We start from the raw sequence: 19,659 nt of genomic DNA on the forward strand, positions 1-19,659 counted from the left end.
CCAGTCCAAAGTGCCGCAGAGATGCTACCGATTATAAGTATGCTTGTTCTTCCGCTAAATTTCTCTTCTAAACTGTTGTCAGTCTTTCTTTTGTCGGACCCATCAGACCGACTCATTTTTTCACAATCGTGATTAACTCCCGCATCAACATGAAAATTGATCAAAGGGGAAAGGCTATGATTTCGTGAGAAAACGGGTGCTGGAACGGCGAAACGCAAAATAATATTTGAGAGGACAAACAGCTTCACGCAAAATATTCTCACAAAATTCACTCCACACTCAGCGAAACGCTGGTCGACCAAGGACATGGATTCGACATAAGATTGAAACGTGCAGAACGAACTTACGGTGAAAAAAAACGTCACCGAGCGGGACGATTTACAGATGCCGCTGAAACATCTGTTGTTTCTCAAAAAGGATCATCGCGCGCAACGCTTCCCACGGAGGAAAGAAGCGCTACGCGCGATGCTTTCTGCCTTAGAAGCTTACCGTCGCTCCGACAGAAAACTTGTTCTGTTTAAAGTTTTTGCTGAAGTTGGTACGGTTAAATTCAGCGCGCAGTCTGAAGTTTTCGGACACCGCAAATTCAGCGCCACCGCCATAAGTAAAGCCTTTTTCGGTCACTTTGGTAGTCGTCGTGACTGGTTTGTTATCCTTCATGCTGCCAACTGATTGCTTGGTTTGCAGCCAGCGATAGCCGCCTCTGCCATATACCAGAAAATTGGGAGATGGCAGAAAACCGATACGAGCTGTGGCATCATAGGTCAGGCCTGGATCAAGTCGGTATTCACCTGCGGCAAGTGCAAGTTCCTTTTTGCCTTTTTTCTTTTTGCTGGCAGCTGTTTTGGTTTTCTTTTTGGTCTTTTTCGGCGCTTTTTTCTTTTTACCGTTGGCATCGAGTGTCATTGCGCCTGAGGATGTACCGATGCCAGCTTCAACGCCGATAAGGAAACTGTCACCAAGAACGACATCATAACCAGCAAAGATGCGTCCACCCATCCCCTGTTCGTGCGGGAATTTTGTCTTGGTTTTCTTCGTTTTCTTCTTACTCGCGGGAGTAGTGGTAGTGGGAGGCGTTTTGGCGGGCGTCTTGGGATTGCGTGCCTGGTTAGCGTCTAGCGAGCCTTCGATCCCTACGAACGGTCCGTTGAATGGCGACTTGTCATTACTCTGCGCGGCTGCAGCCACGGGGAGAGCTAAAACGCAAGCTGCCGTAAAGATTGTAAACGACTTCATATTCTTATCCTTCTTGTTTAATCCTGTTACAGCCCGGTAAACCATGGCTGTTGGTCGCCTATTTGACTGTTGGCATGGAGCGGTCGTCCACGAACTGTCCAGAAACAGTGGAGACGAAAAGAAAGAGGGTCGTTTTCTGGTAATTTGATAATTGAAGACAGGAGCCCGTCGTTATGTTCGTTCTGCGTATACGCTTGATACTCGCAGGATTTAAGATGGTGCTTGCCGCCTGCTATGCTGGTTCAAGCATGGTCATTGCCGCGGCATGACTGGTGTTAGTGCTGATAACCCACTGTGAGCCATTGTTTCATAAATAGCTCCATGTTGGTCAATCTAGGCGTAGGACTGACGCTGGATCAGCGCAACCAAATCCACGCAATAGGCTCGATACCGTGCAAAGAGACCTATGCAACGCTCTTCGCCAGCTATCTTGAGTGATAGAATGGCCCGCTGTTCGAACCCGGTTTTATATGGAAATGGTATTTCACTTTTTACCAGTTAAGTAACGATATGGTGCAAGGCAAAACTATGAACAATATCGTCAAGGCTGTTTCGCTCAACAACATTGGACGAATTGGGCCGGATCGGATTTGCTTGGCGTCGATGGTTAAAGGATCTTAGCCGGTGCTGCCTATACCAATCTACCGCCCAACTCGCCTACCGGGACAGAATTTATCCATATTCTAAAAAGTACCGGCAGTTTTATTATGGTCACCTTTTTTATTTGCTGGTCGGGAAATAAGGGTCAATCGAGCACCGACTTTCGATTGAATATGATCAACGATAATTTGCAGCTCGGTAAAATATCTAGCTGCAATCGTAGACTGTATCATAGTCTTCGATAAAACAGATGATGCTGCCATCATCTTCCAAAATCACCAGATCATCTGACTCTTCTTCCCAATCTTCCATCCATCCGGGAGGTAGGCCGTCATCTTCCCACACATAATCGTCCCAATAGTCACGCTCGTCATAAAATTCGTAATCCAAATAATTTTCATGCCAATAATCATCAAGCTCGAACGTAACAATCGGAATTCCCAAATCCAGAGCATAAGGGGGAATATAAACCGGCTTATCGTCTCGAATCGTGGCCAGATATGCGGCAGATGCCCATCCCCTGCGACCACGCGTACTGATATCACACCAGGTATAATTCCTGACGCAGCCATGCACATGAACGCCGGTACCCTTGCGAACATATTGAATGGGTGGATATCCCATGCTCGGACCTGCTCTTAAATCAACGGTATGAGACGTATAAGCTGCAACTGTCGCATGCGCTGCCTGGGGCAATATTGAAGTCAATGCCAATATGGAAGGCACCAAAATTCTATGAAATTTCATAACTAAATCCTCAAATCTATCGCGCGCCGAAATCGGCTGCACAAACTTTGCAACACTAAATTTTATCCGTAATTGGCCAGCTCATGAAAAGTCAGGAACCCATCATCATTGAAATCCATGTTGAGAAAATCCCGGCGCGGTAAACCGCAGTCCAATGCCTCACCTTCGCTGATGACTTCATCTCCGGAATAATCGCACTGTTCGATGGTGCGCCATGCAAAATCCTCGTCCGGCAAAGTGACACAACCAGTTAAAGCCATGGAACATGTCAGTGAAATTGTAACAAAACGGAGCATTGTCTTTCGTTCCTTTAATATTGTGCATGGTCATTGCCACATCGGATATTCAGAGCCGAGGGCATTGCGCGCCGTACAGGGGTCTTGGAGACGGCGCGCAATGCCTTTCTGTCCGGAAACGCAACCATGTTCGGACAGAAATCTTATTTTGCTCAAACCCGATATCGAAACTTGGATTGACCAATGAATAATAGCTAGCCCGGCAATATGGAGGATTCTTTGCTATCGTGTGGAGAGATCATGGAGATGATTTTTAACGGGGAAGGTGCATTGCAAATCTCGTCCCTCCCATAGCGTGATTGCTAAACTTTGCTTCTCCGCCATGAGCCTCGACAATGGCGCGAACCACTGCAAGTCCCAGCCCGGATCCTCCAGTATGCCTGGCCCGCGACTGTTCTGCGCGCCAAAACCGGTCAAAGGCTCGTTCACTTTGATCCGGCGGAAGGCCTGGGCCATGATCGATGATTTCGAGCACCGCCTCGTTGGCATTGCACCATGTGCTAATCTTTAACATTCCACTCTCACTCGCATAACGCTGAGTATTGGATAACACCGCTCCGACGACCTGCCTGATCCTGCTGCTATCGGCCGCCACGATGGATGATTGCAGGTTTAGAGATGGTTGAAGGCCGTTTGCTTCGAGATCTGGCTTGATAGTTACCAGCACGTGCTCAACCTCTTCAGCCAGATCAGTGGGTTTGATATCAAGGCTCATCTCGTTGGAGTTGACGAGACTCAGCGTTTGAAGATCGCCCACTATTCGGCTCAGTCCTTCAACCTGTCGGATCAGTCCTGTAATTTCTTTTGAACCCGGCGAGAAAATACCATCGGCAATCCCGTACAACCGCCCCCGCAATATCGTGAGCGGCGTTCGAAGTTCATGCGCTATAGCAGCCGTTCCGTCGGCCAATTCCCGTTCAGCGCGTTGTAGCGACGCCGCCATATGATTAAAATCTCCGGCCAGTTTGACTTCTTCTTGCGACGCCAGGACCAGTGGGCGTGCCCGGGCCGACAGATCGCCTGCCGTGACGGACTGTGCGGCACGCGCTACATTGATATACCCATGCCCCAGTCGCCCGAGAAGGGTGTAGCTGAGCGCGAATGTCACTCCTGACCCGGTCAATACACAAATCAATATCCACAAATTCACTTGTGCATCCGGACTATTTTGACTTTCCCGTAATGCTTTGGATTCGACAATCAACGCGGCAATATCATCTCGCGCCGGGACTTGGTCGCTATTAAAAGCATGATATGCGCGTGCCGCGGATGGCGATAATTCATGAAGAATTTGACGTTCCACAAAAGGCTCAATAAACTCAACCGCTCCTATGATGAGTGCCGCATTCACGAGCAGGCAAACGGCGAGCACCGATGCGAGCTGCCGCGATAACGGCCAATGTTTCGACCAGAATGGGCGATAGAAAGATGCGCTTCTGGCCCTCACCCGGCAATCAATCTGTATCCAACGCCTCGAACGACAGTACATATGGTTTGAGCACCAGCCTTGTCGAGTTTGTGCCGTAAATTGCTGATATGACTATCGACCGTACGTTCCAAAGCGTCACCCTCTGGCAGACAGGCATCCACCAACTCTGCGCGAGAGAAGACCTTTTGCTTCGATGCCAGATGAGCAAGCAGGCGATATTCGGTTAATGTCAGATCAAGCGATGACCGTTCGTCTTCCTGTAATATGGCCGCGCCATAGCTGCTTTTGTCAATTTCAATATCACCAAAGCGGATCAACGAAGCTTCATGATTGTTGTTTGTTCGCCGTAATACCGCCTTAACCCGAGCGACCACTTCCATTGGATTAAACGGTTTGACGACATAGTCATCAGCACCCAATTCGAGCGCCAGTAATTTATCGAGATCCTCTGCCCGCGCGGTGGCCATGATGACGGGTGTGTCACTATGTTTTCTCATTTCCGTCAATACAGATATGCCATCGCGTTTTGGCATCTGGACGTCGAGCAGAACCAGATCGGGCTTGAGTGACAAATGATGAGTCAACGTAATATCTCCATCGGCTGCGGTCACAGTGCGATATCCCTCGCGTTCGAGATAGGAGACAAGAATAGCCGAAATCTCGCGCTCATCTTCGGCCACCAAGATTAATGAGTTTTCCATTTTTTACCTTGCTTAAATTTGTGGATCACCGGTCGCGCGAACCGATTGCGAAATAATTGTGGGAGTTTTACCAAAAGTTCGTAGAAATTTGGACGGACCGAGGCGATGATCCGCAATGGAAGGGCCTATAAATGTCGCTGTATATGAGATGCTTATCATCTGATTTCACCGAGAATGACGGCCACCCCAGATGATCAACCTTGCGAGCCAGTAGGAACAGCGGCAAGGGTCTATTTTAATATGTTCTAGTGACGTCATTTTTTCGGCACCTACAGAAGTCAGTTGCGATTGACTGTGCTGGCTTGCTAATTCCAACTCAGCGATCGATGCTTCAGCTGTTTGCCGGAAACGGCCCTCCACTGACCTGCTATGTGGCATAGCGCGGTTCTTTCTTTTCTTGGCTTTGGAATAGGGGGTGCTGCCGCCGATAGTGCCGATATGTCGCGCGATTTCTTGTTGAGGCGAGACAAGTGCCGGGTCAGAAATAGTAGCTATTTTAAAAGAGAGGGAAATTACCAGTGGTGCCGAATTCCAATAATCCGACACCACTGGCTTTGCGACCCAGCTTGACCCTGTAAATCCCGAAACCTGGTCAAGCAAGGCGCTCGCTTCATCCTCGAGACGCGGGCTTACATCGGGGATGTTTGCGAGCTGCAAGTTGTGACGCGAATAGTTTCGGTTTGAAGTTGTCACGTCAAAGTTGAATCTATTCGCTATCATACTAAGACAACGTCGCCCTGTCGGGGCATCCGCATCAGACTAAGAATATAATTTAAAAGTCTGCTTTAAAACCGATTGTGACGGTCAATGGCCGTATCGGCGTAACCTGTTGACGATTGGTAACAGTGAACGGATTGCCTAGGGAAAAACTGTTCGCTTGGCTGTTAAACAAGTTTGTGACATCTGCAAATATAGTCCATTTTTCTGAGCGCAGTGCGGTACCCAATCCAGCCGTTATATAGTCCCCCTGCTCCAACGGAAAGAACGGACTGATTCCAAGCTGCGAAGCGCCAACATAACGGAGTTGGGAGTGAACAATCACCTCAAGGGCGTCGGATACGGGCTCTGTAATAAGAAAACCGGCATTTGCGCCCACATTTGCGATATTGGGAAGCCGACCGCCTTCGCTTTTCAAGAATTTTGTTTCTGCGTTGGTGACCTCACTGTCATTAAGGAAAAACTTGCCGGTTACAGTCAATGATGGTGTCAGCTGCCATTCCAACCCCATGGTAATTCCATAAATTGTGCCATCACCGATATTGGCTGTTTCGGAAAACCCAAATAGATCCACGATATCAGCCTGTATATTCTTCCATCTGGAGTAAAAAATACTGGCGCTCGCAATGACCTGGTCCGAATGTCCTATCTTCGACCGGACTCCGGCTTCAACTGTGTCGATGCTATCTGACCGGAAAATCTCAATCCCGCCAACAAGGTCGTCGATTGATATCAGTTCGCTGTTCACAGCTTCTTCTATGTTTCTGGCACCCGAGCTATCCACATCATTAAGGAAATCTTCGTCGATGCTAAAGCCGCCCGGGCGATATCCTTTTTGATAACGTGCATATATCAAACTTCTCCGATCGGGCCTCCAACCTAGTGCAATGGTAGGTAAATACCTGACATCCTCCCGATCCAGATCAAGTGCAATCCCCCCCTGCGTGATATTGTTGACATCAAATCTTGTATAGACAACGCGCGCGCCCACCGTTCCTGTGATGGTACTGGTAAGGGGATGACTGAGTTCGCCGAAAATGGCAGCTTCTCTGGTTCTACCCAATACATCGGAAAATTGGTTGGGCGAATTTGGGAGGCCAAGACTGCTTGTTAATTGATCTTCGTTATCAATCAGGCTGATCCCGGCCACCCAAGACCGATTATTGCTTCCGCTACCAGAAAGTCGGGTCTCGTGACTGATCAACCGTATTTTTCGCCGCTCGTCAAACGCCAACGGCGTGTCGGGGACGGAAGGATCAAATTGCAGCAATGCAGTCGCATCATATCGCGTGAGCAAGCGATTGTTGACCAGACCCGTTGCCGATACCAGGTTCAGATTGTTCCACTCCTTCTTAATGGCCATCGAATAGGCGGCAAATTCAGATTCGAAAGGCTGCGCGATGGCCGAACGCCTTGTCAATGCGCGCTCGCCCAACTCTGCAAATTGACCATCAAATGTGTGAATTGTCTGCAAGGCTGCGCTAGCTTCGATGGACCAACTGTCACCAGGCTTGAACAGAAGAGACGCTCTTCCTCCCTTGATCCGGTCTTTGTTGATATCTTTCAACTTTCGATGCGCATCGTCGATATAGCCACCGTCACTCTGAACATATCCCAACGCCCGTATCGCCAGATCGTCATTGATAGGCATGTTGATCATTGCTGCTAAAGCAGCGCTGGGTTGGCCATCTTTCGTCAAAGAAATTTGCGCCCACCCACTACCATATAAAGCACTTATATCCGGTTTTTCAGCGATCGTCCTGATCGCGCCGCCTAACGAGCCGGCACCATAAAGCGTGCCTTGCGGCCCTTCCAGGATTTCAACTCGCTTCACATCATAGAGTCTGAGATCTGGACTGGGTGAATTGAAAGCAAGCCTGGTATCCCCGAGATACATGGCCAGCGTGGACTGTGATGGGCCGTTGAAACTGCTGTCTGCGATACCGCGCAGGAATATTTTGTTGCGACCAGAGCCCAGATTTGTCTCAGCCGACGAAGGCAATTGTCGGATAATAGCGTCTATACCTTTCGCCGATGCTGACGACACATTTGCTTCCGGAGATATCACTGTAACCGAGCCAGGATAATCGGTAAGCATGGTGCCTTGTTTCGATGCGGTTACAACTATCGTTTCAGTCACAGGCGGAGTGACAGGTCGATTAGCCTTTGGTGCCTGCACACGCTCTGGTTTTGCTTTCGGCCTGTTGCGACGAGCGGGTTTGTTAAAAATACGAACAGTATGTCTGTCGATAATTTTGAAGCTAAGATTCGTTCCGCGTAACAACCTCCGCAAGCCTTGACGTAATGTATATCTGCCGCGCACCGGTGAGGTTTTTACGGTGGCGGATTTTACGTTGATGCCGCCCAGAGAAACACCCGTTTGTCGAGAGAATTGGTTTAATGCTCTGTCTACTTTGGTTGCCGGAATATTAATGTCATAGCGTGGCGAGGCTGCCGCTGGCGTGCTTACACATAACCCAAAAAGAGTCGCGATCATTAATAAACGAAGTCTCATCGACAACTTCTTAAGGAGCAAAATGCCAACCCTCGCCGGTATCTTTAGTCTGTATACCGAGCAACTGCTCCAATTTTTGAGCCATTGCTTCAGACTCTTCATCGACCAATATCACACCAGTGAAGCGCTGGCCGGCAATTGAATCCGCAACGCTTATTGTTTTGCCACTCAGTCGCCCCAGATCAGCGGCAATAGCGCTCAGAGGAGCGTTATCATAATGCAGCCGTCCCTCGCGCCAGCCTGCTACTGATTCCAGATCAATAGTCCGCAGTACCGGATTCTTTCCTTCCGTTAAGGTTAGCGATTGCCCTGCCTTTACGAGTTGCTGTTCTTCTTCCGGATTGAAGCGAACAGATCCTTCCGACACCGATACACTAAACAGCTTTTCCACATTTCTGACATTAAAAATCGTGCCTTCGTCCCGCAAAGTAAATGATCCACTTTCAACAACAAAAGGCTTAGATTCATCGTGCTTCACAAAAAAGACTGCCTCGCCCCGGTCCAGTCGGGCGAAGCGCGGGTTGGCAGGGTTTGTTGCAACAACGGTGTCGCCGTTCATTTCGATCCGTGTTTCCGGACCAAGAACGATAACACGCTTTTCACCGGGCGCTGTTTGGAAGATATCCAGTTCAGGATTACCGCTCGATGGCCAGAATAAAAATGCCATAAACAATGAGGCGACCAATCCGAAGCCGAGCTGCCATTTCCTATTGTCATTTGCTGGCACGGGAACTGACGGTATCTCATCGGGTTCATCATCGGCAGGATTTTCTTGTAATCCATCAAGCCCGAGGTCGTTTTCACAAACCTCATCATAGGCCAGCCTGTGCGCCTCGCCTTGGTCCAGCCATTGACCGAATGCTGTCCAATCCGATGACGAAGCGTGAGGGTCATTAACGCGAACATGCCATTCAATTGCTTCGTCGAGCAGTTGCGGTTCGCCGCCCTTCAAGATGAGTTTATTATTCATGTCCTATCAATACGACGTTATCCGTCGTCAGAATCCACACCCTTTCTGAAATCAATAATTGCGCGATAAGCTTTTCGAAGATGTTTTTCCACTGCGCTGACACTGATCTCTAATTCTGCAGCGATATCCCGTTGCGCTCGACCTTCCACTCGAAACGCCCGAAAAATATAGGATGTTCTCTCCGGTAAAGCGTTCAGAACCTGCTCAACTTCTGCAAGTCTTTCGCGACTCACCATCTGCTTTAATACATCGGGAGAATCGTCAATATATTCAGTGCCAGCCTTACTGGATTGTGTCTCAACCCATTGCTGTTCCCGATTAGACCGACGCTCGGCAGAGCGGCGTCGATCATAGGCTGCATTTTGCGCCATTCGAAACAGATAAGATAAAGGATCATCGACGGGTCCAATTTCTAACCTGTCAATTTTTAACCAAAGATCTTGAAGAACATCTTCTGCGTCCGCAGCATTGCCCAGGCGGGAGCTTAAAAATCCTTTTATCACGGCGCGTTTAGCCAAGAGGACGCAAGCTATATCGCTGTCACCCCTTTTATTCATCGCCATTAAACACCTTTTTATATCGGAAGAGCCGGCAGTCTCTCGCCATATTGTAATTGGTCCATCACCCATCCGTGATGATATAGCATATCTAAACTCAATCTATTTGGCCATCTCGAAGTGCGGATCAAAATATTTGTCGCCGTCGTTATATTGAAGGCCCAATTTTTACGGGTCGCTAATTTACATCAGGTGAATAGAAATGAAACGAACGTTATATCCCATTGATCTGCCTATTTCTGCGGTAGTCGCAACTGTTCTTGTAGCACTTGCGGCTCCAGGAGTTGGAAATATTCAGCCTGCCAGCGGAGATATTGCTCGATTGTATGATAGCAAGAATATCGAAAGAAGTGCTTCAAGAGCAAGCGAGACGCCACAATCCATTAACCGCCACCATCACTTGGAAACCAAGGCGGCTGAAGCCCCCGTCAAAAGTCGGCAGTTCTCTCAATTGTTCTTCCGGCGATCAATAGTGCAACTTAAGTCCTTTTAGTTACTTTTTGGCCGTACCGGCATCCTTTTAACAGAGGTGCAGGCATTGATTTGTTGCACCCAATTGGATCAAGCCCACGGCCGGTTTTCTGCAATATGACTAAACTTGTCTATGGCACATTGCTCCAAAGTCTCTGTGCTAGTTTATTGAAAATAGGCTGAATTGTAGCCGAAGAATGACGATCAAGAAAAAGCCTAGCTTCAAATAGGGCATATTTATTTTGAGCCTGAGCAAACACGTAACGTTAGGATTAGATGTTGAAACTAACTAAACTCGTAATTTTGATTTCCCTGACCGTCCTCGCCGGCTGTGGACACCAACTTCACCATACACCTATGCAATTTTCTGTGGAACGCGATCGCATCACGGCAATCGGCGAGGTTGACAGCAATAGTTTGAATGCCTTCGAGAATGTTTTGAAGAAAAACCCGAATATTAGAACGTTGGTATTGAAGAATGTCGGCGGTTCGGTGGACGATGAAGCAAATATTGAATTCAGCCGAGTTGTTAGAGAATTAGGTTTTGTAACAATCGTTCCGTCGGATGGTCTCGTCGCTTCAGGTGGCACAGATTTGTTTTTAGCGGGCGTCCAGCGCATTCTTGAGGCTGGCGCCTGCGTTGGCGTCCATACTTGGGCCACTGAAGACTATGTCGCTACTGACTTGCCGCGCACCGATCCAGAACATGATCCGTACCTTGCATATTATGATGACATCGGGATTGATCAAAACTTCTACTGGTTCACGCTTGAGGCTGCCCCAGCAGACAACATGCACTGGATGTCGGATAGTGAGGTGGCGGAGTTCAAAATCTCCACAAGTTCCGCTCTATCGCTAGGGTCTGCGGCAATCTGTGAACACAGATGATCGTTACAAAAAGACCTTGATTGAAACCAATCATCATATTTATGTTGTGATATATCATATCATTTTATAATGGCTTGGCAGCCTGCTTAGTATTGTTTGGAGTTAAGTATGAACTTTCGCATTGCATTTTTGTCCGCCACCGCGTTTTCACTATGTGATCCGGGAATCAGCGCAGCGAAGGCCGCTGAGACCGACGCTTCTTCCGAAGCCTCAAAAACAGGTGATGCATCTGCAGATGAGAATTTCCGTAAGCGGTCTGACAGCTATAAGGCAATACGTAAGCCACATCGCACCGATATTATTGTAAACGCCGATGCGCTTGTCCGCCCTGCCATCAAGATCGCGCAGCCCGTAACCGTCCTGTCCGGCGACGAATTGGTCCACAGGCGCAGGGCCACACTCGGGGAGACGTTGAGCGGCCTTCCCGGCATCCATCTCGATAATTTCGGCGGCGGCGCCTCGCGCCCGGTCATCCGCGGGCAGACGCTGCCGCGTATCGAAATCCTGTCCGACGGCGCCAATCTGTTCGATGCCTCGGTCGTCTCGCCCGATCATATGGTGGCGACCGAACCGTTGCTGCTCGATGCGATCGAGGTGCTGCGCGGTCCGGCGGCGATCATTTATGGCGGCAGCGCCGTCAACGGCGCGGTCAACCTGATCGACAGCAAGGTGCCGAAGCAATTACCCGCGGGCGGTATCAGTGGCGGGGCCGAAGTGCGCTATGGTACTGGTGACAATGAAAGAACCGTTGCAGGGCGCGTGACAGCCGCGCTCGGCCCAATCGCATTTCATGTCGAGAGCGCGGCCCGCGAGAGCGACGATTACAATGTACCGAAGGCGTTCGGCACCGACAGGTTGCGCGATTCCTTCGCCGAGGCGCAAAGCGCCGCCGTCGGCCTCTCATGGGTTACCTCCAACGGCTATATCGGCGCCTCCTATACGCGCCAGGACAGCAAATATGGCCTGCCCGGGCACAGCCACAAAAACGGGGTATGCCATCAGCATGGCAACTATCTGCACTGCGTGCCGCACGGGCGGCTGATCGATCCGTTCGCCGGCCAGGACGACAGCCACACCGCGTTCATCCGGTTGCGGAACGAGCGCGTCGATGTGCGCGCGGATTTCGACAAGCCCCTGCGCTACATGGAGCATCTCCGGCTGCGCCTGTCCTACACCGATTACCGGCATGATGAGGTCGATGGTCCGATCATTCCCGCTCGTTACGCGCACGAAGCCTACGATGCGCGCGTGGAGATCACCCACAGCCCGTTCCTGGGCTTCACCGGAACTCTTGGCGGGCAATATACGAACACCACCTTCACCGGCATCAACAATGTGAAGAACCACATCAGAAAAAGAGAAGTCCCCTTTTATACCTTCAAAGGCAATGCTTACGCGATCTTCCTGGTCGAACGCGCCACGTTCGGGCCTGTCGACGTCGAGATCGGAGCGCGCAAGGAATGGCGTGAATGGGAGCACGGGTACCGCTACCCCTGGCTTTCGGACATCGTGCATGATCCGTTCTCGATGTCGTTCGGCGCCGTCGCCAATCTGACCGACGAATATTCGATCGGGCTCAATCTGGCGCGGTCGGAGCGTTCCCCCAGCGTGCGGGAAATCTTCGCAAGCGGGAACAATTTGGCCACCAACAGCTATGAACTCGGCCTAGTCCATCGCAAATACAGATGGATATTCCTGAACGACCAGCGGCAGGAAAACCGGCCCGAAGTGACCGAACTCACCCATTCGGCCAATCTCACGCTGCGCAAGACGGGCGGTGCGACCACGTTCGAGATCGGCGCCTTCTATCAGGATATCGAGGATTACATCTACTCCCGCCCCATCGACAGGGACGCCGCGCGCAATCTGCAATTCGTCCTCTATGACACGGCGAATGCCAAGCTGATGGGCGTCGACGGGTTCGTCACGCACCAGTTCAATCCGCAATCGCGGCTGACGGTGTTCGGCGACTATGTCCGCGCCGATATGCCGAACGAGGACGACAACCTGCCGCGTATCCCGCCGGGCCGCCTGGGTGCGCGCTATAACTGGGACAGCGGGCCGGTATCGACCGAGTTCGAATATTACCACACTTTCGCCCAGAATCGCTTCGCCTCATATGAAACACGCACGCCCGGCTACAACATGCTGAATGCAACGCTGGCCTACAAGTTCGACCTTGGCGCCGCCCGTTCCGTCGAACTGTATCTGCGCGGCACGAACCTGACCAACGAACTGGCTTTCGTGCATACGTCCTTTGTGAAGAAGCAATCGCCATTGCGTGGCCGGAATATAGCGTTCGGACTTCGGACACAGTTTTGAGGGCGCAGCCGATTGCGATTGCGGCGATCCGCACAATGTCCAGCAGATGCAGACGGGTGATGTTGCTCTGTTTCATGAACGCCTCTGGTCACAGGATACCCTCGCCATTCACCGTTCACGACCCATTGAACGCACCGGTGAAGAACCACTAATACTGATCATAAATCCGGAGTGAAAGCAGCAGGACGAGCCGACGCCCAACGAGCCCATAAAGACAGAACATCACGAATGGATTTGCTGATCAAGCCGCAATTCCGATGCTCTGATATTTGCAAATTCTTTCTCTTTCTTGCATGCAGCACCTGTTTGCCCGGAGAGGACGGTCGCCCATGGACCAATCACATAAAAAAGCAGATGCATCTGCGCTGCCGGTTGATCCGGACCAGCTAGCCAAGTTTGCCCGCCTTTATGATACAGCGCTCACGCGCTATTTCGCCAAGCGCGGGTGTCAGGATGCAACCGTGCAGGATTTGGTTCAAGAAGTCTTCATTCGTCTCGCAAAACGCTCGGTAGAGCGCGTAATAGAAAACCCTGAAGCTTATCTTATGCAAACAGCGTCGAGCGTGTGGAATGACCATTTGCGCTATCGTCAGCGCCGGAATCATAATGACCATATTGAATATGACGAGGAAATGCACGCTGGTGAGGCTTTTTCGCCAGCGCGCGTCTTAGAAGGTAAGCAAGAGATTGAAAGATTGATGGAGGCATTGCAACAATTACCACCGCGAACCCGGCAGGCCTATCTGCTTTGCCGTGTCGAAGGGATGAAGCGCAAAACGGCAGCCGAGCGCATGGGTATTTCCGTCAGCGGTATTGAAAAACATCTGATGAAGGCAACACTATATATTGCACGTCTATTTGGTGACCCGAAATGAGCGATATGCAAGAACAGGATGAGATGGAAACAACAGAAGATGTTGCTGCGTTTTGGACCGTTCGTTTGACCTCACCTGACTGCACTCCCGAAGACCGCCATGCGTTTGAGAGCTGGAGACAACAGCACCCTTCCCATCATGAAGCCTATGAACGGATGGCGCGCGGCAATGCCGTTGTCGATCGCCATGCCATGGACCCTCGGTTACAGGCTATGGCACAAACCGCTTTGCAAGAAACCGAACCGCGTTTTTATCGCAAACGCAGTTGGCAAATCGCCGCCAGCGCCCTCGCCGCTTCGCTTCTGGCGGTGGTGGTCATAACGGCATTCTGGACCCGGCTGCCAGACGCTAATGGACCAGCAAATATACAGCAAATTACCGCCGCACCGGAAGCCTACCAAACCGAGATTGGTGAACAATCCACGATTACATTGGCTGATGGCAGCAAGGTCACGCTGAACACGGATTCGCGTATTGAAGTCGATATGGCCGACCACCAGCGCGGTGTCACCCTGATGAAGGGTCAGGCTTTGTTCGAGGTGGTCGAGGATGCGAACCGGCCGTTTGTGGTGATCGCCGGTACCGAACGGATTGTTGCACTGGGCACCAGTTTTGATGTTCGGCTGAAAGGCGATAAAAGCGTGCAGGTGACGTTGATTGAAGGCAAAGTCATCGTCAACAAGGTCAGCACACCCAGTCCGGAAACCGCTGCACCGCCCACAGCAAAACAGGCAGTCACGTTGGCGCCCGGTGAACAGCTAACCATTCGTGGACGAAGGGGAACACTTGCGCGCAAGACGGATGTGGTGGCCACCACCGGCTGGGCGGAAGGCAGGCTGGTCTTCCGGCAAAAGCCGCTGGATCAGGTTGTCGATGAACTGAACCGTTACAGCACACAAAAGCTGAAACTGGCTAATGATCCCGCGCTGAGGACAATGAAAGTCAATGGCGTATTCAATACCGGCCGCACCTCCAGTTTCATCGATGCACTGGAAGCCATGCACCCGCTCAGAGCCGAACGCAGCGGGGAGCATGAACTCACCCTCGTCTGGCGCAGATAGGCAGTGACGCTTTAATATATTTTGCCGGACCGGTGAGCATATCAGAATATCCAACGTCTACCTTATTGAAGGCGCAGGTTTAACTGTGCCTCAAACAATAAGCCCAAGGAGGGGGACGAGGATATGTCATTCATTAAATTTGTGTCGTTCAAATCACTCGCACTGGCGAGCTGCGCGGCGATTGCCGTCATGCCCGCGGCGGCACAGGCGCATACAGAACAAAAAATCAGCTTTAACATCGCCGCGCAGGATCTTGGCAAAGCGCTGACCGAATTTGGCATGCAGAGCGGCAAGGAAGTCTATTTTGCCGAAACCAGCGTGGCTGGGAAAAAGAGCACAACGATAAAAGGAAGCTATACGCCTCTTGCGGCAATCAAGCGCTTGTTGTCGGGTTCTGGCGTTGTCTATCGGGTGGATCGAAACGGCACGATATTGGTGGGGCAAACCTATGCCAGCGCCGCCACATCTTCGCTGGCGCAGGACGTGAGTTCCGGAGTGGCGGGAAGCACCGGTAATCAGACAGATGACACCAACCTCATCATTGTCACCGCGCAGAAGATCGAACAGAATATTCAGGAAGTGCCGATTTCCGTGTCCGCTTTCTCGGCGGAGGAGCTTGACGGGTACAAGATCGAGGGCGGGTCGGAACTGGTCCGCGCGATACCCAATATCAGTTTTTCGAAAAACAATTTCTCGACCTATAATTTCTCGATCCGGGGCATTGGTACCAAGGCGCTGTCGGTGACATCGGACCCGGCTGTTGCGATCAGTTTTAACAACACGCCGATGTTGCGCAACCGGCTGTTCGAGCAGGAATATTTCGATGTCGAGCGGGTCGAGGTATTGCGCGGCCCACAGGGGACGCTCTATGGCCGCAACGCGACCGGCGGCGTGGTCAACATGATCACCAACAAACCGCAATTTGTGGAATTTGACGGCTGGCTGAAAGGCGAAGTGGGCAATTACGATACCCGCCGGATCAGCGCGATGGTCAATATCCCGGTGAGCGATACATTCGCGCTGCGCGCTGCTGGCGCGCTGACCAAGCGGAGCGGCTTTGATTATAACAGTATCACCGACAAACAGGTTAACGGCCGCGATCTATATTCCACCCGGATCAGCGCGGCGTGGGAGCCGAGCGACCGGTTCCGGGTTAACGCCATCTGGGAACGTTTCAGCGAGGATGACGACCGCTCCCGCACCGGCAAACAGCTCTGCCATACCGACCCGGGGCCGACCAGTGTTGGGGCCAAGGATATCAGCGACATGCCGCTCACGCGCGGTATGTTGAGCCAGGGCTGTCTGCCAGGTTCGCTGTATGATGACGCCGCTTTCGGCACGCCCAATGGTTTTTCGCTGCCTTACGTGTTGGCGGGTGCCCAGATCATTCAACTCGGTTACCCTCCGAACGCGGCAAATACATTTGAGAATCTGATCACTTTGATCAGCCAGACCAAAGACCCCTATGCGAATGTGAAGCAATCACGCGATCTGCGCGAAATCGCGACCGCCTATGATCCAACCTTCCGGGCGAAAAATGATGTCTATCAGCTCAATGCCGAATTCGATATCACGCCCGATCTGACAATCTTCTCGCAGACTGCTTATACCAAGGATTTCTATTTTTCGACACAGGACTATAACCGCTTCAATTCGGGACCGGTCTTTAACGACTCTGCGGGGTTGGAGAATGGTTTTGACCAGCCCAATCCTACTCCTGGTTTAGCTCCCGGCGGTGTCTATAATGACCCGCAACTGGGGCCGTCGCGCGCCATCCTGGGTGTCGATATGAATATGTCAAACAGCGACCAATGGTATCAGGAATTTCGTTTGCAATCAGCATTTAGCGGCCCGGTCAATTTCAGCCTGGGCGCCAATTATCTCCATTTCGAGATTGATGAAGATTATTATGTCTTCAACAATCTGTTTTCCGCGATTGCGCAATCATTTGCCGGTGGCACCTATGGCGGCGTTTTAATTGACTGCTCGGTGCTCGCAAACGTTTGTCCCTATACCGATCCCAATCCGTTAAAATCGATTGATGGTCAAGGCCATAATTATTTTCGCAGCCGCAATCTCGCGACCACCGATTCCTATGCAGGTTTCGGTGAATTATACTGGGAAGCCACCGAGACGCTGAAAATTACCGGCGGGCTGCGCTTTACGCTCGACAAAAAGGTTGCGACCCCCGTGAACTCGCAATTGCTGCTATCGCCGGGATTCGGCGGTAACGGCTTTGTTAGCATCGGCTATCCCGAATCGGACGATATCGTGCAGAAATGGAACCGGCTGACAGGCCGGTTTGTGGTCGACTGGAAGCCGCAGCTTAATTTCACCGACGATACGCTGGTCTATGCTTCCTATTCCCGCGGCTATAAAGGCGGCGGCGCCAACCCACCCGGCATCGACGGCAATCCCGAATTTTTGCAATTTTTTCCGCAGCCGACAACATACCGTCCCGAAAGCGTCAACGCGTTTGAAATCGGTATGAAAAATACATTTGCTGGTGGCCGACTGACACTTAATGCCAACGCCTTTTTCTATAACTACAAGGACTATCAGGTATCGCAAATCGTTGATCGCATCGCGCTGAACGAAAATTACGATGCCAATATCTGGGGCGCTGAACTCGAACTGGCCTGGCAACCGACCCCGCAATTTCGGGTCAACGCCAATCTCGGCTATCTCGGCACCCGCATCGGCGATGGAGAACAATCCATCGACGTGTTCAACCGCACCCAGGGCAATCCCGACTGGACGGTCGTCAAGCCATGGATCCAATTGGCGTCCAACTGCATTGCTCCCACATCCAAAGTCGAAGCTATTATCAGCAATCCGCTTTTTAATGACCTAAACAGTTTGGCTTACCTCAACGGGTTATGCGGCGGCAGCTTTGCCGGTGACTTTAGGGAAGGCAGCTTGGGTGCGCTGTTCTTTGGTGTTATCCATGATCCGGCAGTCGATGCGCCCAATCAGGGGCGCGGTTTCTATGCGGATCTGGGCGGCAACGAGCTGCCCAACGCGCCGCATTGGACGGTCAACATTGGCGCGCAATATACCATCCCGTTTGATGATTGGGCCTTGACCCTGCGCGGGGATTATTACCGGCAAGCGAAGAGTTGGGCGCGGGTGTATAATAGTGAGATCGATCGCCTGAAATCCTGGGACAATACCAATCTATCGCTCACCTTGGACCGACCCGACGACGGGCTCACCTTTCAGTTTTACGTGAAAAATGTGTTCGACAAAACGCCGATCACCGACGCTTTTGTCAACAGTGACGACACGGGCTTGACGACTAATGTGTTCACGCTCGATCCGCGCATCTTCGGGTTCAACATCAAGAAGAGCTTTTGAAATATGGATATCTGTTTTCCTATTCCGAAATATTGTTCATTTAAAGAATATAGGAGGTCAATATAAATATTTAGAATTACATGATTAAATATAAAATTAACCTATAATATTGATTCATAGGGCGCATTTTTATTATCTGTTTGATTAAGTATTTGATTTTATTATATTTCTACTTGACTCTTCATAGTATAGTTACAATAATGATTGCACCGATTCTTGAAAAAACAATAGCAACTATCGGATAACGCTCGCTATTCGGGCGAGTATTGATTGCGAACGGCAATCCATTTTGCAATCATTTGTGAAACGGCCGCAATAGGCCATATTCAGGAGAAATATGATGAAAAAACTGTCCTTAATCTGTCTTGGCGCATTGGCGTCATCGTTAATGGTGACCCCCGCCATGGCCCAGTCGGTCTCACCGACAAACACCAACTTTACAGCGACGGGTCAGGCGTCTCTTAATAAAGCCGGTCTGCCAACGCAAAACTGCACCCTGACGCTGACCGGCAACAGCGGCAATGGCACTAGTGGGACCATTACCGGAGGCACGAATACTGGACTAGGTCTTTGTCCGTTTATTACTGTCGATCCAAGCACGTTCACAATCGACAGTACGGTCAATCCGACAACGGTGAGCGGCACGGTGGCGCGGATACGGGTTCTTGTAAGCGGTATAGAGGTCTGTAATGAAACCAACCGTCCATTCACGGCCGATACCAGTGGCAATATCAACTTCAATTCAACCATTGCCCCTAATTGCAGCGTGGTGGCGTCACTCAATACGCCCGATATCGTCGCAGTGCCCTGACGATCGTCAGGACCGCATCGAAGGCGGTTTTGCGGATGCCCCGGTCGGGGCATCCGTTCCCACCGGATTTATTTATCCACCATATCACCGGCATGGCGGACCAACC

The 19,659-nt window shown here is 50.9% G+C and carries 16 protein-coding genes and 1 pseudogene; 8 read left to right on the forward strand and 9 right to left on the reverse strand.

The annotated features are described in order from the left end of the window. Positions 1–477: 477 nt before the first annotated feature. The 9 genes from J4G78_RS08075 to J4G78_RS08115 all read right to left on the reverse strand — a co-directional run bounded on the left by J4G78_RS08075 (position 478) and on the right by J4G78_RS08115 (position 9,774). On the reverse strand, positions 478–1,236 hold the full coding sequence (locus tag J4G78_RS08075) for an outer membrane protein (RefSeq protein ID WP_207989958.1): 759 nt from the start codon (positions 1,234–1,236) through the stop codon (positions 478–480). A gap of 807 nt (positions 1,237–2,043) precedes the next feature. Next, entirely contained in the window at positions 2,044–2,583 is a 540-nt protein-coding gene (locus J4G78_RS08080; protein ID WP_207989960.1) for an SH3 domain-containing protein, read from the reverse strand. Between the two features lie 62 nt (positions 2,584–2,645). Continuing rightward, positions 2,646–2,843: a hypothetical protein gene (locus J4G78_RS08085; RefSeq protein WP_207989962.1), complete on the reverse strand. Its 198-nt coding sequence runs from the start codon at positions 2,841–2,843 to the stop codon at positions 2,646–2,648. 289 nt (positions 2,844–3,132) lie between these two features. Then, positions 3,133–4,326 carry an ATP-binding protein gene (locus J4G78_RS08090; protein ID WP_207989964.1) on the reverse strand — a complete coding sequence of 398 codons (1,194 nt, stop codon included), beginning with the start codon at positions 4,324–4,326 and terminating at the stop codon, positions 3,133–3,135. Beyond that, positions 4,323–5,009, reverse strand: coding sequence for a response regulator (locus J4G78_RS08095; RefSeq protein WP_207989966.1), 687 nt, complete (start codon positions 5,007–5,009; stop codon positions 4,323–4,325). The genes J4G78_RS08090 and J4G78_RS08095 overlap by 4 nt, the downstream gene beginning before the upstream one ends. Positions 5,010–5,174: 165 nt before the next feature. After that, positions 5,175–5,729: a hypothetical protein gene (locus J4G78_RS08100; RefSeq protein WP_207989968.1), complete on the reverse strand. Its 555-nt coding sequence runs from the start codon at positions 5,727–5,729 to the stop codon at positions 5,175–5,177. A 52-nt stretch (positions 5,730–5,781) separates the two neighbouring features. Further along, on the reverse strand, positions 5,782–8,241 hold the full coding sequence (locus J4G78_RS08105; RefSeq protein ID WP_207989970.1) for a TonB-dependent receptor: 2,460 nt from the start codon (positions 8,239–8,241) through the stop codon (positions 5,782–5,784). Between the two features lie 10 nt (positions 8,242–8,251). After that, entirely contained in the window at positions 8,252–9,211 is a 960-nt protein-coding gene (locus J4G78_RS08110; RefSeq protein WP_207989972.1) for a FecR family protein, read from the reverse strand. 17 nt (positions 9,212–9,228) lie between these two features. After that, positions 9,229–9,774 (reverse strand): RNA polymerase sigma factor, encoded by a 546-nt coding sequence (locus tag J4G78_RS08115; protein ID WP_207989974.1) that lies wholly within the window; start codon positions 9,772–9,774, stop codon positions 9,229–9,231. A 196-nt stretch (positions 9,775–9,970) separates the two neighbouring features. Between J4G78_RS08115 and J4G78_RS08120 the strand changes: the two genes are divergently transcribed. From J4G78_RS08120 to J4G78_RS08155, 8 genes and pseudogenes are all read left to right on the forward strand, one after another. Continuing rightward, entirely contained in the window at positions 9,971–10,261 is a 291-nt protein-coding gene (locus J4G78_RS08120; RefSeq protein WP_207989976.1) for a hypothetical protein, read from the forward strand. A 254-nt stretch (positions 10,262–10,515) separates the two neighbouring features. Beyond that, positions 10,516–11,127 (forward strand): COG3904 family protein, encoded by a 612-nt coding sequence (locus J4G78_RS08125; RefSeq protein WP_207989978.1) that lies wholly within the window; start codon positions 10,516–10,518, stop codon positions 11,125–11,127. Between the two features lie 108 nt (positions 11,128–11,235). Next, positions 11,236–13,449, forward strand: a complete 2,214-nt coding sequence (locus J4G78_RS08130; protein WP_207989980.1) for a TonB-dependent receptor domain-containing protein — start codon at positions 11,236–11,238, stop codon at positions 13,447–13,449. Between the two features lie 34 nt (positions 13,450–13,483). Further along, positions 13,484–13,624, forward strand: a pseudogene (locus J4G78_RS18395) (hypothetical protein); the annotation flags it as partial. A 154-nt stretch (positions 13,625–13,778) separates the two neighbouring features. After that, positions 13,779–14,324: an RNA polymerase sigma factor gene (locus J4G78_RS08140; protein ID WP_207989983.1), complete on the forward strand. Its 546-nt coding sequence runs from the start codon at positions 13,779–13,781 to the stop codon at positions 14,322–14,324. Beyond that, positions 14,321–15,385 (forward strand): FecR family protein, encoded by a 1,065-nt coding sequence (locus tag J4G78_RS08145; protein ID WP_207989984.1) that lies wholly within the window; start codon positions 14,321–14,323, stop codon positions 15,383–15,385. Before J4G78_RS08140 ends, J4G78_RS08145 begins: the two co-directional genes overlap by 4 nt. 123 nt (positions 15,386–15,508) lie before the next feature. Continuing rightward, on the forward strand, positions 15,509–18,742 hold the full coding sequence (locus tag J4G78_RS08150) for a TonB-dependent receptor (RefSeq protein ID WP_243457274.1): 3,234 nt from the start codon (positions 15,509–15,511) through the stop codon (positions 18,740–18,742). Positions 18,743–19,082: 340 nt separating this feature from the next. Beyond that, positions 19,083–19,553: a PraA/PraB family alkane oxidation protein activator gene (locus tag J4G78_RS08155; protein ID WP_207989985.1), complete on the forward strand. Its 471-nt coding sequence runs from the start codon at positions 19,083–19,085 to the stop codon at positions 19,551–19,553. The last annotated feature ends 106 nt before the right edge of the window (positions 19,554–19,659 follow it).

The organism is Parasphingorhabdus cellanae, assembly GCF_017498565.1.
GTDB lineage: Bacteria > Pseudomonadota > Alphaproteobacteria > Sphingomonadales > Sphingomonadaceae > Parasphingorhabdus > Parasphingorhabdus cellanae.